This is a genomic window from Clostridium sartagoforme (assembly GCF_039521405.1).
Lineage (GTDB): Bacteria > Bacillota > Clostridia > Clostridiales > Clostridiaceae > Clostridium > Clostridium sartagoforme.
On record NZ_BAAACH010000037.1, the window covers coordinates 23,046 to 38,490 of the forward strand.

Here is a 15,445-nt window from a genome sequence, read left to right on the forward strand (position 1 = left end):
GGAAATTGCTTTGCGATTTAAGACTAGTCATAAATATATAAAAATATGATTTAAAAGTAAAAAATAGTATATAACTAATATATAAGGTAATAAAAAGATAAATTTGTACAGGAGAGGTATGCATATGTCAAATGAAATTAACTCATCTAACTTTATAAGAAATATAATAATTGAAGACTTAGAAAGTAAAAAACATAATGAGATTATAACTCGTTTTCCACCTGAACCAAATGGATATTTACATATTGGTCATGCTAAGTCAATAGTTTTAAATTCAGGTCTTGCAAAAGAATTTAATGGAAAATTCAATTTAAGATTTGATGATACGAATCCAACTAAAGAAGATACCGAATATGTTGACTCTATTAAAGAAGATGTTAAGTGGCTTGGTGGTAATTGGGATAATATTTATTTTGCTTCAAACTACTTTGATATAATGTATGATAAGGCAAAACTTCTAATAAAAAAAGGATTAGCTTATGTTTGTGATTTAACACCAGAAGAAATAAGACAATATAGAGGAACTTTAACTGAACCTGGCAAAGAAAGTCCTTATAGAAATAGATCAGTTGAAGAAAATCTTGATTTATTAGAAAGAATGAAAAAAGGTGAATTTAAGGATGGAGAAAAAGTATTAAGAGCTAAAATAGATATGACATCTCCTAACATAAATATGAGAGATCCTATTATATATAGAATCGCACATGCTGTTCATCACAACACTGGTGATAATTGGTGCATATATCCTATGTATGATTTTGCTCATCCACTTGAAGATGCAATAGAAGGAATAACTCACTCAATTTGTACTTTGGAATTTGAAGATCATAGACCTCTTTATGATTGGTTTGTAAGAGAATGTGAAATGGAAAGCACTCCAAGACAAATAGAGTTTGCTAGACTTAACATGACTAATACTGTTATGAGTAAAAGAAAGCTTAAACAACTAGTAGACGAAAATATAGTTGATGGTTGGGATGATCCAAGAATGCCTACAGTGTCTGGTTTAAGAAGGAAGGGCTATACTCCTGAAGCCATTAGAAACTTCTGCACGGCAATTGGAGTTTCTAAAGCAAATTCTCTTGTAGATTCTCAAATGCTTGAGTATTTTATAAGAGAAGATTTACAACCTAAGGCTAATGCTGCTATGGCAATCTTAAGACCATTGAAGGTTGTTATAACTAACTATCCAGAATGTCAAAGTGAAATGCTACCAGTTCCAAACAATGCAAAAAATGAAGCAGCTGGTACAAGAGAAGTTCCATTCTCAAGAGAAATCTATGTAGAGCAAGAAGACTTTATGGAAGTACCCGTTAAAAAGTACTTTAGACTATTTCCAGGTAATGAAGTAAGATTAATTGGTGCTTACTTCATTAAGTGTAACGATGTAATAAAAGATGAAAATGGTAATGTTATAGAGTTACATTGTACTTATGATCCTGAAACTAAGAGTGGCTCTGGATTTACTGGAAGAAAAGTTAAAGGAACTATCCACTGGGTAGATGCAAAAACTGCAAAGCCTGCTGAATTTAGACTTTATGAACCATTAATATTAGATGATGCTCCTGAAAATGAAGGTAAGCATTTCTTAGAACAAATAAATCCTAACTCATTAGAAGTTTTAGAGGGATATATTGAAAATACTACTGCTAATATAGCTAAACCACAAGATAAATTTCAATTGGTACGAAATGGTTTCTTCAATGTAGATCCTAAATACACTACTGATGATAAGCTTGTATTTAACAGAATAGTTTCACTTAAGAGCTCATTCAAAATTAATAATTAAATAATTAAAGAATGAAAGAATTATAAAATTTTAGAGAGCTGCTGTTGTAGCTCTCTTTTTTATAGTTTCTATTTTAAACCAATGTTGGTAATATATAGTATAAAAATTATAAATAAACTTATCCACTTTTAATTCGTAATAGTTTAATAATTATATAAAAATATATATTTATAATATAATCCCAGGAGATATAAATATGATATCTCCCATAAAAATTAATAATTTTCAATCATGAAATTTTTCCACTCTTCAATAAATTCTTCTTCTGACAAATTTAAAATTTCATTTATATTTTTTACTCCAACATTATCTATTATTTCTAATAATTTATCATTCCCATACTTACTAATAACGAAATCAACTATAGCTCTATATGCTTGATATCCCCATTCATCAGTTACAGAACTTGAATTCTTTAATATTTTACTTAAGTCTGGAAGATTATTTGTTAATGCTGCCACTCTTAAAGCATTATTAGTTCTATAATATATATTATTATCAAAATATGTATTATAATATGCTATTCCCTCAGATAACCATTCATAAGCTGCATTATCCATAGAAACATTTCTAGCAGATGTTAACTTGTGAATTAATTCATGCCTAAATGTCTCCTTGATATCAGAACCATTCTGAATTTCTACTATATATATTCCTACTCCATTTGCTGCACCTAAAGGTTCTAAGCTTTTATATGATCCAAAATCTATAGCTGATGTTAAGTCACTAGATGTTTTATAAATCATAACATCTATTTTACTATCTATATCTACACCCATATTTTTTTCAAAGTCATCATATATTGAATTAATATATTTATTTAAATCTTTAATTTTCTTTATATTATCTTTAGTATAACTATAGTAAGTAAAGTTCTTTCCCTTTAAAACCTTATAAAGTTCTTTTTCTTTATCATAAGGTTTATAAAAATTAATAAATAAAATAACTCCAATTATAATAAAACTTAATAACAACCCTATTTTTAATTTTAAACTTTTCATATAACCTCCTATATATCATAAACCTATATATTTAATTTTTTGATATCAATTAAATTTTACAAAAATATATAAAAATTGATAAACTTTTTTATTAACTTTTAATTAATAATAATACAATTGCGTATTAATCTATGTTTTAATTATACATTATTATGGAATTATATTCCATAATAATGTAAATAATATGACCTTTTGGAAAATAATAATAATTATCAAGTAGAGCGTTTCTATAAAGCTCTAAAATAGAAGTTATATTATAAAACTTTATACCAATCGGTCAAATTTTATATTGAAATATTTCTTTTTTGGTTATAAAATATTCTATGTATTTTATATACATAATCATTAAACTTAAGATATACGGAGGTACTTATGAATAATTTTATAACTATATTAATATTAACAATTGTTGGTGGTCTTATTGGATGGATAACTAATATATTAGCTATAAAACTTATGTTTAGGCCTATTAACCCTATTAAGATTCCTATCTTAAATATTGAAATATTAGGCTTAATTCCTAAAAGGAAAAATGAAATTGCTTCTAATATTGGTGAAGTTATTTCTAATGAATTACTTTCAATAGATGATATATTAAATCAAGCATTGAATACTAACTCTAATGGAGAAAGCTTTAATTCACATATAACAAATAAAGTGAAAAGTATAATAAATGAAAAGCTTAATATTATTCCTATGCCATTTAGAATGATAGCTACACCTTATATAGATGAAATTTTAAATAAAGAAGTTCCTGATGCAATTAATGAAATTAGCATTGATTTATTAAATAAAGCTAAAGAAAATGTTAATATTCAAGAAATCATTGAAGAAAAAATTAATCAATTGGACTTAGAAAAATTAGAGGATATCATAATCAAGGTTGCCAAAAAAGAGCTTAAGCATATTGAAATTTTAGGTCTTATATTAGGTGCTATTATTGGAGTACTTCAAGGAATTTTAGTTATTTTCCTTTAAGAAAAATATATTATTATTATTTACACTTAACTAATAATATCTTATATATATTTTTATCTATATTGAATTGTATAATATAGTCATTTAAAATAGTAATTAATATGTTCTTATGTTAGATTGAGGTGATTTTTATATTAGAAGCTTACTTTTTAGAAAATAGTATTAGAGACTTTAATGATATGTATCTTTGCTATTGTGGCTTAGAAAAGTGTGTGCCTTTACATTCCTTTGGTCCTGCTGTTAGACCTAATTATTTATTACATTATGTACTAAAAGGAAAAGGTTATTATTATGTGGATAATAATAAATTTACAGTTAATAAAAATGAAGGTTTTTTAATAAGCCCTAATATCGTTACTTTTTACCAAGCTGATCAGGAAAACCCTTGGACTTATTTGTGGATAGGAATTGATGGTAACAAGGTTGAAGCTTACTTAAAATCAGTAGGTCTAGATAAAAACAATGTAATTTTTAAATCTAGTGAAAATGATGAACTTAAAGAATATGTTATGGAAATGCTAAAGCACCATAGAAGTACCCCTGCTGATTCTTTTAAAATAGAAGGGCTTTTATATCTGTTTTTTTCCAAATTAGCAGAAGATAATAAAAGTATATTGCTTGAAGATAATAAAAGTATATTGCTTAATGATAAAAATCATTCTTATAATACATATATAAATAATGCAGTAGAGTTTATTCAAAACAATTATCATTCACAAATTAAGGTAACTGATCTTGCTGACTATGTATGCTTAAATAGAAGTTATTTAACATCTATTTTTCAAAAACATTTAAATATGTCTCCCCAAAAGTTTTTAATGGAGTTTAGAATAACTAAAGCTTCAGAACTTTTATATAATACAGATTTACCCATTGGTAATATTGCTTTTTCCTGTGGATATAATGATCCACTAGCCTTTTCAAAAGCCTTTAAAAAGGTAAAAGGAGTTAGTCCAAAAGAGTATAGATTAAATAAAGGTATTTCTGCAAATAAGCTTTTATTAAGAACATAATTAAATATTTATTATATAAAAGAGAGAAACTCATTTTATCTGATTTTCTCTCTTTTTAAATTTCTTTTATATTTAGCTTATTTTACTTAATGTCCAAATTTTAGCTTGGTAATCATTAAATAATTCTCCAATTTCAAGTCCTATATACATAAGTTCATCTCCGCCAAATACTTCTCCAGTTTCATTAACTTTATATAATGAATTTTCCTCTAGTGCTTTAAGCTTTAATCTCCTTGGAAGTACATTTGCTTCTCCATACTTTTTTACATAACTAACTACAACTTTATTTTTATCTTTGGATAAATTCATCCATGCTACTTCATTACTATTAAATGAACTCTTTAGCCTATATAAATCCCCATATTGAACAATAGCTCTTATATTTTTATAAAACTCAACTTGAGCTTTCACTTCTTCTTTTTCTTCATTACTCATTTTTGTTATATCTAATTCGTAACCAAAGCTACCAGCCATAGCTACTACCCCTCTTGTATTAAGTGGAGTTATTCTTCCCACCTGATGGTTTGGAACTGCTGAAACATGACTTCCCATAGAACTAGGTGGATAAACTAATGATGTGCCTTCTTGAATCTTTAATCTTTCAATAGCATCAGTATCATCACTTGTCCAAGCTTGTGACATATAATACAACATTCCGCCATCAAATCTTCCACCTCCACCAGAGCAGCTTTCATATAAAATATTAGGAAAATCTGAAGTTATATTTTCTAATATTCTATATAATCCTAACATATATCTATGCACAACTTCTTTTTGCTTTTTAGCTGGCCATGAAGGAGATCCTATTTCACTCATATTTCTATTCATATCCCATTTAACATAAGATATTGGTGCTGATTTTAATATATTTGTAAGCATTTTTATTACTGCATCACAAACCTCTTTTCTAGACAAATCTAATATAAGCTGATTTCTTGCTTGTGAGCGTGTTCTTCCCTCAATATGAATACACCAATCTGGATGTTCCTCATACAATTTACTATTAGGTGAAATCATTTCTGGCTCAAACCATAAACCAAACTTCATTCCCATTTCATTTATTTCTGATGCTAATAAATTTAATCCACCTTTTATTTTCTCTTCGTTAACAAACCAATCTCCAAGTGAAGACTCATCACTATTTCTTTTTCCAAACCATCCATCATCTAATACAAATAATTCTATTCCAAGTTTACTGGACTCCTTTGCTAGCTCTTTAATTTTTTCATTATTAAAATCAAAATATGTTGCTTCCCAATTATTTATAAGTATTGGTCTTTCCTTATCTTTATATATTCCTCTAGCTAATCTTTCTCTATATAAATCATGATATATATGAGACATTCCAGTTAGTCCATTAGGTGAATATACTAATACGGCTTCAGGGGTTTGAAACTCTTCTCTTGCTTCCAAATTCCAAGTAAAATCAAAGGGATTTATACCAATTTGTGCTCTTGAATTATTATGCATATCAACTTCAACATTTGCTAAAAAGTTTCCACTATAAATTAAATTGAATCCATAAACATCTCCATAATCTTCATTAGCATTGTGGCTAACTAATGCCATAAATGGATTTTGAGCATGGCTGCTTGCCCCTCTTCTACTTTCTACACATTGTCCTCCAGACCTTAATGGGGTTCTTATTATATGCCGCTCTCTTGCCCATGCTCCTGATAAATGTATAAAATCAAATTCACTGTTATTAAAGTCAACATTAGCACTTAAAACTCTTAATATATCAACTTCTTCATCGCTATCATTTATTATTTTACAAGATCTTGCTATTGTATTATATTCTTCAAAAATAGTATAGGATAATATTACTCTAAGCCTTGCCAGCTCATCCTTTAAGGTTATTTCTAGAGTTTCTGCTTCATTATCATTTTCTACATAGGTTGCTGGTAGTCCATTAAGTTTTTTCTTCCCTTTAAATATTTTATGACTATCATATCTAAAATCTGTTACAGTTGTTCCATTTGGCAACTTTATTTGAATTGCCGGTGATCGTAAATCTGGATTTCCATAGGTTGGGTATTCCTGTGGTATTGCTTCTAAATGTAAAGTATCTATATTATCTAAGTCAGCTAAAAAACTTCCACACTGTCTTTTTTTAATTATATAATCTATTTTATTTGAATTAATTTTTCTTCCCCAATATAAATGAACTATATGTCCAGTTTCTAAAACTCTTAATACATAGCTTATATTTTTTGATTCAATATTAAATAGTTTATTTTCTTTATTAAATCTAATTCCCATATTATCCTCCATCATAAATATATTTTTATACCTTTAATACTTAAGAATATTATAATTTGTGATGGATTTTATTAACATGACTATTTGTTATAACTTTATGTCCTAATGTTATTTTTATTAAAGTTATTCTATTTAATATAAGAAAAGAGCTGTTTACCACAGCTCCTTTTTACTATTCTAACTTAAACAATAATTCTTCTTCTAGAACTCTTTCTGTATCCTTAAATCCAAAACTTTCATAAAGTTTTCTTGCTATATTATTCTTTGGATCAAAGGAAATATATATCTCCTTACAATCCTCAAGCTTCTTCATTTCTTCAATTATTTTACTTAAAGCAAGTTTTCCATATCCCTTACCTTGATATCTATGATCTATCATAAACCTACATATTTCATAAAAGGAATATTCATAGCAATATCCATACATTGTAAAGCCAATCATTAAATCATCATCATATATCGCTTTCACAATCCAGCCCTTTTGAACCTTTGATTGTGCAATGGAAAAAGCATTTGAAGCAACGAATTCTTCAAAAACATAGTGCTTACCATCTTTATTAGTAGTTAATAGGGTACATTCCACTAAATTATTCTCATCAATATCTTTTAAATATATACTCATTTTATCTCTTCCCCTTCATAGAACTTTTAATCCTATGTCTTTCTTGGCTCTTAGCTTTTGATAAATTATAGGCTTCTTCTCTTTTAAGCTTTTTATATCTTTCTAATCTATCTATTTCTAATTCACCATTTTCAACGGCTTCTCTTATTGCACATTTAGGTTCATTCTTATGAGTACAATCTGAAAACTTACATTGCTTTTCTAACTCTTCAATATTACTAAAGGATTTATCAACATCAGCAGAAATTAATCCAAGCTCCCTCATTCCAGGAGTATCAATTATTACTCCACCATCCTCCAATAAAAATAACTCTCTATGGGTGGTTGTATGTCTTCCTTTATCATTTTCACTAATTGAGTTAGTTTTTAAAACCTCTTCATTCAATAGCTTATTAATTAGTGTAGATTTACCTACTCCAGACGAACCAATAAAGGCTATTGTTGTTCCAGATTTAATATATTCCTTAACTTTTTCATATCCATTTCCATTTAAACTTGAAGTTACTAGTATATCTATTCCTATAGCAACTTCTTTAACTTCTCTTAGTCTTTCATCTATATCTTCATATAAATCCGACTTAGTTAATACTATAACTGGTATTGCCATGCTATCCCAAGCCACAGCTATATATCTTTCAAGTCTATTAATATTAAAATCATTATTTAATGCCATGCAGATAAATATATAATCAATATTTGCTGCAACAATTTGCACATCATATCTATTGCCAGCTATCTTTCTTGAAAAACAACTTTTTCTAGTTAACACTTTATGAATTATAGCATCACCATTTTTATTATCTGTTCTGTCTAATAATACCCAATCCCCCACTACAGGATAATCTAAAGTACTATTTGAAGAATATGATAATTTACCAGATACCCTTGCAAGCACTTCTCCCTCTTCAGTAACAATTCTATAAATATCCTTATATTGTACTGAAACTCTTCCTAAATAAAAGTTTTCATTATAACTACTTGCTTCTTTAATGTATCCTTCATTTAATCCTAATTCTAGTAAGTTTTTATTATTCATTCTTCCTCCCGAAATTTAAACATATTGGGAAGGATATTTATTGCTATACTGTAGTCACCTTCCCATTACCAACAATATAGTTTTTATTGATTCTTACTAAATCCATCATAAAACATCACATCCTTTCAGATAATTAATGGTTAATTTTGTAATTACCATCATATTTATTATATATTAATATTCATTTTTTTACACTATTATTTTAATTTATAAGCACTTTATTCGTTAGGTATAACTTCCCCCTTTTCATCTAACAAATATATTGCAAAAACTATCTCAATTTTCAAAGGATCTTCCTCCACACTTTCACCATTATAAACAATTCTTATTTTGTCACTCTTCTCTAGCTCGGGTAGCTTATCAGTAGATATTGTATTTTTATTTACAATAATACTATTTGCATTAATAATATCTTTGTCTGAATTAACATTTTCATTGTCTATTGGTACAACTTTAATACCTTCTTCTGTTACATCATCAACAACTGCATTCATATAATTTTCTGTTTTACCACTTTCTACTTTACACTTTACACATCCTATCATTAATAGACCTAAACTAAAAGTAATAATTAAAAGTATTACTTTTTTTGGAATATCTCTATATTCTTTCATACTCTACTCCCCCACTTAACATAAGCATTACCCCTTATAACTAAAAACATTATTAAAGCCTAATAAACTAAGTATCCCTTACAAATTTATATTATTCCTACTAATATAAATATACAATTATAATTTATGTCTTATGCAAAATATGCTATAGTGATAGAATTTAAATAAAACCTTATTATTTTCATTTAATTATATATTCCAATTAATATATAATATAAATATACATTAATTCACAATTATATTATAAGTATTATTATTTTTTAGTTGGTACTCTAATTAGTTGGGGTGATGTCTATAAAGATAATGAAAAAAGAAAATTAATGAATAGCATTATTAAAAACTACTATATAAACAGTAATTTATTAATATCATAAGTTGGGGGTAAGATATGAAAAGTAAAAAATCAACAATAATAATATTAGTTTTAATTATAACTAATATTATTACAGTATGTTATTCAATGCTATATCAAAATAATATAATTAAATCATTAACAACTGATTTAACTATCACACAAAATGAACTATCTCAAAATAGAAGTTTAGTTGAAAAAGAAAAATATATCTATGAACTAAGAAACGTACTTGATTCTAATTTTTATTTAATTTTAAATTCAGCTATTAAAGGTGATTATATTAGTATCAAAGATAATTTAGCAGATGATGTTACAATTGAAAATGGTCATATAAAGGGTTTAAACTTTGATTTTACTATTCCTCAAGAAAATATGTCCTTGAGACAAAGAATGTATGATTTAGTGTCTGATACTGAATTTAGAAGTATATATGAAATATACGATTCAGGATACTCAAATGAACCAAAATATGATGCTAGGCTATACACGCTTAATGTAAAGTTTTCTCAAGTTGATGGGAATTGGAAATTAAACTTTATTAGCATTGATGAATAAGATTTTATTACAATATTACTCAATTAAAAATAATAAATAAAGGATACCATTAAAGGTATCCTAAACTATTATATCTAGCAAATTTTATATCATAATTATTAAAACTACTTTCAGTAGTTTTTACATTAATTATGCATTATCAATTATGCATTCTGCATTGTGCTACAGCACTTCTATCTTTTTATTTGCCAGTAACATCTTTTTGGTGAATAAATCTTTTCTTCTTTTTTAAGTTTATCCATTACCTTGGATACTTCTTTTTTATCTATTCCTGTTCCTTCTGCAACTGCAGTAGCATTTAATGGTTTATCATTTTTAGTAAAGAAATCTAAAACTACATCATAATTTTCCATATTATACATCTCCTTTTCATATTTATATAACTTTAAGTTACTATTATTTTACATAATATTTACTATAAATTTCAACTATTAATTAAAAATATTTATTATATAATTTAAATTAATGATTTTACATAGAACTATAGCTAAATATAATATAGGCATAATAATTAATATAGTTTAAAATTTCATTATGTATTTTTTATTATATACAAAGATTTGCAAGATAAGTAATATTTATTAGCATCAATACTATTTGTATATTTATAACTATTTTTTTAATTCTGCTAGTATATCATTAAATGATTTTAACGAATTCATATCTGAAATTATAGTTTTATTTTCTATTGCTTTCTTTAAAATCATTGAAGCTTTAGTATCTCCTACAAGGATTGCTCCTATTATTTTATCATCTTTAAAGAATAGTCTTTTGTAGACTTTTCCATCCTTCTCATCCTCTACTATTGTTTTATCGAAACTTTCTTCTATATTCCCCACTGAAAATAGTGAAGTATTAAAAGCGTTCATCATTGTAACTGGTGTTAAGATAGAATAACTTGCTTCTTTACCTGCAATGTTATATCCTGCAACCTTTCCTTCTTCAGATGCTACATTCCAAAGTCCACCTATTTGCCCTGATAATTCTGCAACATCCCCTGCTGCATAAATATTTTCTACATTAGTTTGCATTTTATTATTAACTATGATTCCTCTAGCTACATTTACTTCTGTATTTTCTAAAATCTTCGTATTAGCTCTTATTCCAACAGAATAAACTATCATATCACACTTAATTCTAGTTCCATTATTTAAAATAATGCTCTCTGCTTTACCTTCTCCAATTATCTTTTCTACCTTGGAGTTTAAAAGAACTTTTATATTAAATTTTTCTATTAAATTCTGTAAGATTTCAGAAGCTCTCTTATCTAGTTGACGTGGCATTAATCTTTCTAAAGCTTCAACTACAATAACTTCTTTATCTTGTTGACTAAAAGCCCATGCACCTTCTAATCCCTGAATTCCTCCGCCTATATTTAATATGATTTTTTTATCTATTACACTATCCTTAATAGCCTTTACATCTTCAAGTTCCCTTATTGTAAAAATATTTCCCTTGTTTATTCCATCTATTGGAGGCTTAAAATTACTAGCTCCTGTTACTATTAATAATTTATCATACCCAAAGCAAATGCCATCATTTAAATTAATTTTATTATTCATAGTGTCAATAGAAAGTACTTCTTTATCAAAATATAATTTCACATTATTTAAATCATACCATTCCTTTTTTTGAAGTAATATTTTCTCTTCCTCAAGATTATCAAAAAGACCTTTGGTCAATTTAATTCTATAGTAAGGATAATATTTTTCATTTTGAAATATGTGTATGTTTATTTCTTTATCAACTTCTCTAATTGATTTTACTGCACTTACAGCTGCAACTCCACCACCAATTATAACTACATTTTTGCTCAATTAATTCACCACCAATTATATTATTAAATAATTATTTTTAACTAAAATATAAACATTAATACAAAGTTTTCTTTTTAGCTTTTTAACTACGAATTTATTATAAAATTTTTGTTTTAACTTTTTAATTCTAGTCCTATTATAAATCTATATTAATAATATTGATGTGATTCAAGTCACAAATTGATAACTATTATCAATTTGTATTCTTAGTTAATTTAGTTTGATGATCATAAGAATTAAATATTATAATATAACAAAATAAGAGCCATCAATGGGACAGCTCTTATTTATATTATCATTTTATAAGCTCAAAAATGCTTCAAATCTTTCTCTTGTCTTTTCTTCTCCTATTATTTGCATAATAGTATATAGATCAGGAGTATTACTTCTATGAGATAATGCAGCTCTTACAGCTCCTGCTACATCTGAGATCATTCCTTTGTATCGATCTGGATTTGCTTTGTATTCTTTTCTGTTAGCACAGTATCCTAATTCTAATCCTATTTCTTTTAAATCTTCAAACCAAGCTTCTTGACTTCCTGCATTAAAGTTAAATTTATCTTTATAAACTTTTATTATTTCTTTTGCTGCATCTAAAGTTAAGTTCTTTGGAAGTTCAACATTTTCTGCAGTTTCTTTATTGAATAATTTGTCAAAGAAATAATCTACTTTTCCTCTTACTTCATCCCATTTAGCAAAGTCTTTTCTTGGCTTTGGACCTTCTTTATCTATATTGAAGATTTCCTTAGACATTTCTTCATTTGCAGTTACTAAATCATACATTTCTTTATCAAATTCTTTAGCCCAAGCTATATAATTATTGTAAACTGCATCAGCCTTCATCTTACAAATAACTTCTTTACTTACATCATTTAATTTAACTATATCAAATAATGCACCTGATTTACTCATCTTATCTAAAGCTATTTCAAATTCATGATAATCTACAGTAGAATTTTCAGCTCTCCAATCTTCAAAAGTTGAATTTATTATATTTAATAAATATTCAATAACTGATTGAACAGGATATCCAACTTCTTTATAATATGAAACTGCAGCTTCTGCATCTTTTCTCTTAGATAATTTTCTCTTAGAACCATTATCATTTTTCATTATTGTTGGAATATGAGCATAATTTGGTCTTTCTAAACCTAACACATCAAATAATTGTACATGTATTGGTAATGAAGATAACCATTCTTCTCCTCTTATAACATGGGTAGTTCTCATTAATGCATCATCTATAGCATGAGCAAAGTGATATGTTGGAAGTCCATCTCCCTTTATTATAACTATATCTTGATTATTTTCTGGGAAGCTTATATCTCCTTTAATTAAGTCATGGAATTCTACTCTATTTTCTATATTTCCAGGTGACTTAAATCTAATTATATACGCATCTCCATTATTTATTTTTCTTATTGCTTCTTCTTCTGTTAGATTTCTATCCTTAGCATATTCTCCATAATACCCTGGAGTTATTTTAGCAGCTGTTTGTTTTTCTCTAAGCTCTGCTAATTCTTCTGGTGTATCAAAAGCTGGATAAGCTAATCCCTTTTTAATTAAATCCTTAGCAAAGGCTCTGTATATATCTGCTCTTTGACTTTGTCTATATGGAGCATATTCTCCCTTAGAAGTATCATCTCCAGTCATTCCTTCGTTAAAATCCATACCAAAGTTATGCATAGTTTGAATCGTATCTTCTATAGCACCTGCAACTTCTCTTTTTTGGTCAGTATCTTCTATTCTTAAATAAAAAACTCCGCCTGTTTGACTTGCTAATCTTTCATTTATTAATGCTGCAAAAACTCCTCCAATATGTTGAAATCCAGTTGGTGATGGTGCATATCTAGTTACAACTGCACCTTCTTTTAAATTTCTTTTTGGATATTTTGCAATATAATCTTCTGGTGTTTTATCAATATTAGGGAATATTAATTCTGATAACTTTTCAAAACTCATCTTTATCTATCCTTTCCTTTAGTTATAAAATTTTATAAAAATAAAAAGCCCTTCATCCTATAAATATTAGGACGAAAGACAAAATTCCGCGTTACCACCTAAATTGGTTAATAAAAATCAACCCACTCATTCTCTTTAAGGGGAGAACCCACAAACCTACTTGCAAAATTTTTAATATGCTGTTTCAGTTTATAGCTCTAGAGCTTCCTTCAATAGTATCAAATTTTAAGCTTCCACCACTACTTAAATCTCTGTAATATGACTATCTATCTACTTTTCTCTTTCATAGCTTATTATTATACTTTACCATAAACATTATAACTATACCTTTAACATTTGTAAATAATTTTATACCTTTTAGTTAGCTTCAATAGCCTTTTTAATCTAAATTACTTTTATAAATCATCTCTAATTCATCCTTCGGCATTAAAGCATGAACTAAATATCCCATTATTATTACTCCAGGTATATCAATTAAAAGCCTTGCTAATGTAAATTTATATCCTAGTGAAGAAATTTCAAACATTAAAGTAGATATTTTAGTTACACACCAAGCATTCATAAAAATTATTATATTGCTAAATCTAACTCCTTTTTTTAGAAGAACCTTTGTAAATGGAAAAGCTGCATACATAGGTCCTGCAGCTATTGATCCTATCAATATTGCAAGAGAAATTCCTTTTATACCTGAATCATCTCCCATGTACTTCATCATGGCTTCTCTTGGAATCCAAACATCTATAAGTCCAAGTATTATCATTATTGGAGGAACTACAGAAATCATTTGTTTAAAGCTAGAAAATGCAATATTAAATGATCGTAACCCTATATCATCATTAAATACAGTTATCATTATAGTTATTAACAATGCTGTAATAAAGAATATATACCTTTTTGCTAATTTCTTAATCATATAATTTTCACCACCAATCCAACAAAAAATGCTACTATAATAGAAAAAATAAAAGCTACTAAATTTCTATAAATAGCTGCTTTTTTTCCTATATATTTTACTTCAAGAGGTATAGTTACTATCCCTATTAAAGTAAGTGTTGAAATAAGTGCTGCAACTTGCGCTATTCCGGCTCCATTTTTAAGTAGCATATCTCCTGTAGAAAATGCTACAAATGTAGGCATCATAGCAATGCTTCCTAAAATTGCTGATAATAATACACCAAGTATATTGGAGTTGCTTCCTATTATCTTCGATATAATTTCAGGATTTAATATACTAAGGGTTAAACCAACAATTAATATTATTCCTAAAAATTGAGGTAATATATTTTCTATAGCTTTCACCCCAGTTAATAACGCTTTTTTAGTTTTTCTTCTATCCCTTTTATAAGATATTAAAAATAATAAAAAAGCTATTAGATAAAGAATTATACTACTCATGATACTCACTTCTAAAAATTATTCTTATCATTAATATATAATAAAT

14 protein-coding genes and 1 other annotated feature are annotated in these 15,445 nt (G+C 27.0%); of the genes, 4 read left to right on the forward strand and 10 right to left on the reverse strand.

What is annotated here, in order from left to right:
- Positions 1-124: 124 nt before the first annotated feature.
- The gene (locus tag ABDZ60_RS14015; protein WP_047000714.1) at positions 125-1,789 is read left to right on the forward strand and encodes a glutamine--tRNA ligase/YqeY domain fusion protein; all 1,665 of its coding nucleotides are present in this window, start codon (positions 125-127) and stop codon (positions 1,787-1,789) included.
- Between the two features lie 215 nt (positions 1,790-2,004).
- Here ABDZ60_RS14015 and ABDZ60_RS14020 read toward each other — a convergent pair whose 3' ends face one another.
- Entirely contained in the window at positions 2,005-2,790 is a 786-nt protein-coding gene (locus ABDZ60_RS14020; protein ID WP_047000713.1) for a peptidase MA family metallohydrolase, read from the reverse strand.
- 372 nt (positions 2,791-3,162) lie between these two features.
- On the opposite strand from ABDZ60_RS14020, the gene ABDZ60_RS14025 reads away from it, so the two are divergent.
- Both ABDZ60_RS14025 and ABDZ60_RS14030 read left to right on the forward strand, forming a co-directional pair.
- Positions 3,163-3,768 carry a DUF445 domain-containing protein gene (locus tag ABDZ60_RS14025; protein WP_343778883.1) on the forward strand — a complete coding sequence of 202 codons (606 nt, stop codon included), beginning with the start codon at positions 3,163-3,165 and terminating at the stop codon, positions 3,766-3,768.
- Positions 3,769-3,890: 122 nt separating this feature from the next.
- Positions 3,891-4,781, forward strand: a complete 891-nt coding sequence (locus ABDZ60_RS14030) for an AraC family transcriptional regulator (RefSeq protein WP_343778885.1) — start codon at positions 3,891-3,893, stop codon at positions 4,779-4,781.
- Positions 4,782-4,853: 72 nt separating this feature from the next.
- Here ABDZ60_RS14030 and ABDZ60_RS14035 read toward each other — a convergent pair whose 3' ends face one another.
- From ABDZ60_RS14035 to ABDZ60_RS14050, 4 genes are all read right to left on the reverse strand, one after another.
- Positions 4,854-7,043, reverse strand: a complete 2,190-nt coding sequence (locus tag ABDZ60_RS14035) for an alpha-galactosidase (RefSeq protein WP_343778887.1) — start codon at positions 7,041-7,043, stop codon at positions 4,854-4,856.
- Between the two features lie 172 nt (positions 7,044-7,215).
- Positions 7,216-7,665, reverse strand: coding sequence for a GNAT family N-acetyltransferase (locus tag ABDZ60_RS14040; RefSeq protein WP_343778889.1), 450 nt, complete (start codon positions 7,663-7,665; stop codon positions 7,216-7,218).
- Position 7,666: 1 nt separating this feature from the next.
- The gene (gene rsgA, locus ABDZ60_RS14045) at positions 7,667-8,701 is read right to left on the reverse strand and encodes a ribosome small subunit-dependent GTPase A (RefSeq protein WP_016206028.1); all 1,035 of its coding nucleotides are present in this window, start codon (positions 8,699-8,701) and stop codon (positions 7,667-7,669) included.
- A gap of 218 nt (positions 8,702-8,919) precedes the next feature.
- Positions 8,920-9,315: a hypothetical protein gene (locus ABDZ60_RS14050; protein WP_016206029.1), complete on the reverse strand. Its 396-nt coding sequence runs from the start codon at positions 9,313-9,315 to the stop codon at positions 8,920-8,922.
- A 388-nt stretch (positions 9,316-9,703) separates the two neighbouring features.
- Here ABDZ60_RS14050 and ABDZ60_RS14055 point away from each other — a divergent pair, with 388 nt between their 5' ends.
- Positions 9,704-10,225, forward strand: coding sequence for a hypothetical protein (locus tag ABDZ60_RS14055; protein ID WP_016206030.1), 522 nt, complete (start codon positions 9,704-9,706; stop codon positions 10,223-10,225).
- Positions 10,226-10,398: 173 nt separating this feature from the next.
- Here the strand turns inward: ABDZ60_RS14055 and ABDZ60_RS14060 are convergent, their stop codons facing one another.
- The 5 genes from ABDZ60_RS14060 to ABDZ60_RS14080 all read right to left on the reverse strand — a co-directional run bounded on the left by ABDZ60_RS14060 (position 10,399) and on the right by ABDZ60_RS14080 (position 15,399).
- Positions 10,399-10,578, reverse strand: coding sequence for a MarR family transcriptional regulator (locus tag ABDZ60_RS14060; protein WP_016206031.1), 180 nt, complete (start codon positions 10,576-10,578; stop codon positions 10,399-10,401).
- A 258-nt stretch (positions 10,579-10,836) separates the two neighbouring features.
- Positions 10,837-12,042, reverse strand: a complete 1,206-nt coding sequence (locus ABDZ60_RS14065) for an NAD(P)/FAD-dependent oxidoreductase (protein ID WP_016206032.1) — start codon at positions 12,040-12,042, stop codon at positions 10,837-10,839.
- 300 nt (positions 12,043-12,342) lie between these two features.
- Positions 12,343-14,004, reverse strand: a complete 1,662-nt coding sequence (gltX, locus tag ABDZ60_RS14070) for a glutamate--tRNA ligase (protein ID WP_016206033.1) — start codon at positions 14,002-14,004, stop codon at positions 12,343-12,345.
- A 64-nt stretch (positions 14,005-14,068) separates the two neighbouring features.
- Positions 14,069-14,300, reverse strand: a binding site (T-box leader).
- 83 nt (positions 14,301-14,383) lie between these two features.
- Entirely contained in the window at positions 14,384-14,917 is a 534-nt protein-coding gene (locus tag ABDZ60_RS14075; RefSeq protein WP_016206034.1) for a permease, read from the reverse strand.
- Positions 14,914-15,399 carry a hypothetical protein gene (locus ABDZ60_RS14080; RefSeq protein WP_016206035.1) on the reverse strand — a complete coding sequence of 162 codons (486 nt, stop codon included), beginning with the start codon at positions 15,397-15,399 and terminating at the stop codon, positions 14,914-14,916. Before ABDZ60_RS14080 ends, ABDZ60_RS14075 begins: the two co-directional genes overlap by 4 nt.
- Positions 15,400-15,445 lie beyond the last annotated feature (46 nt).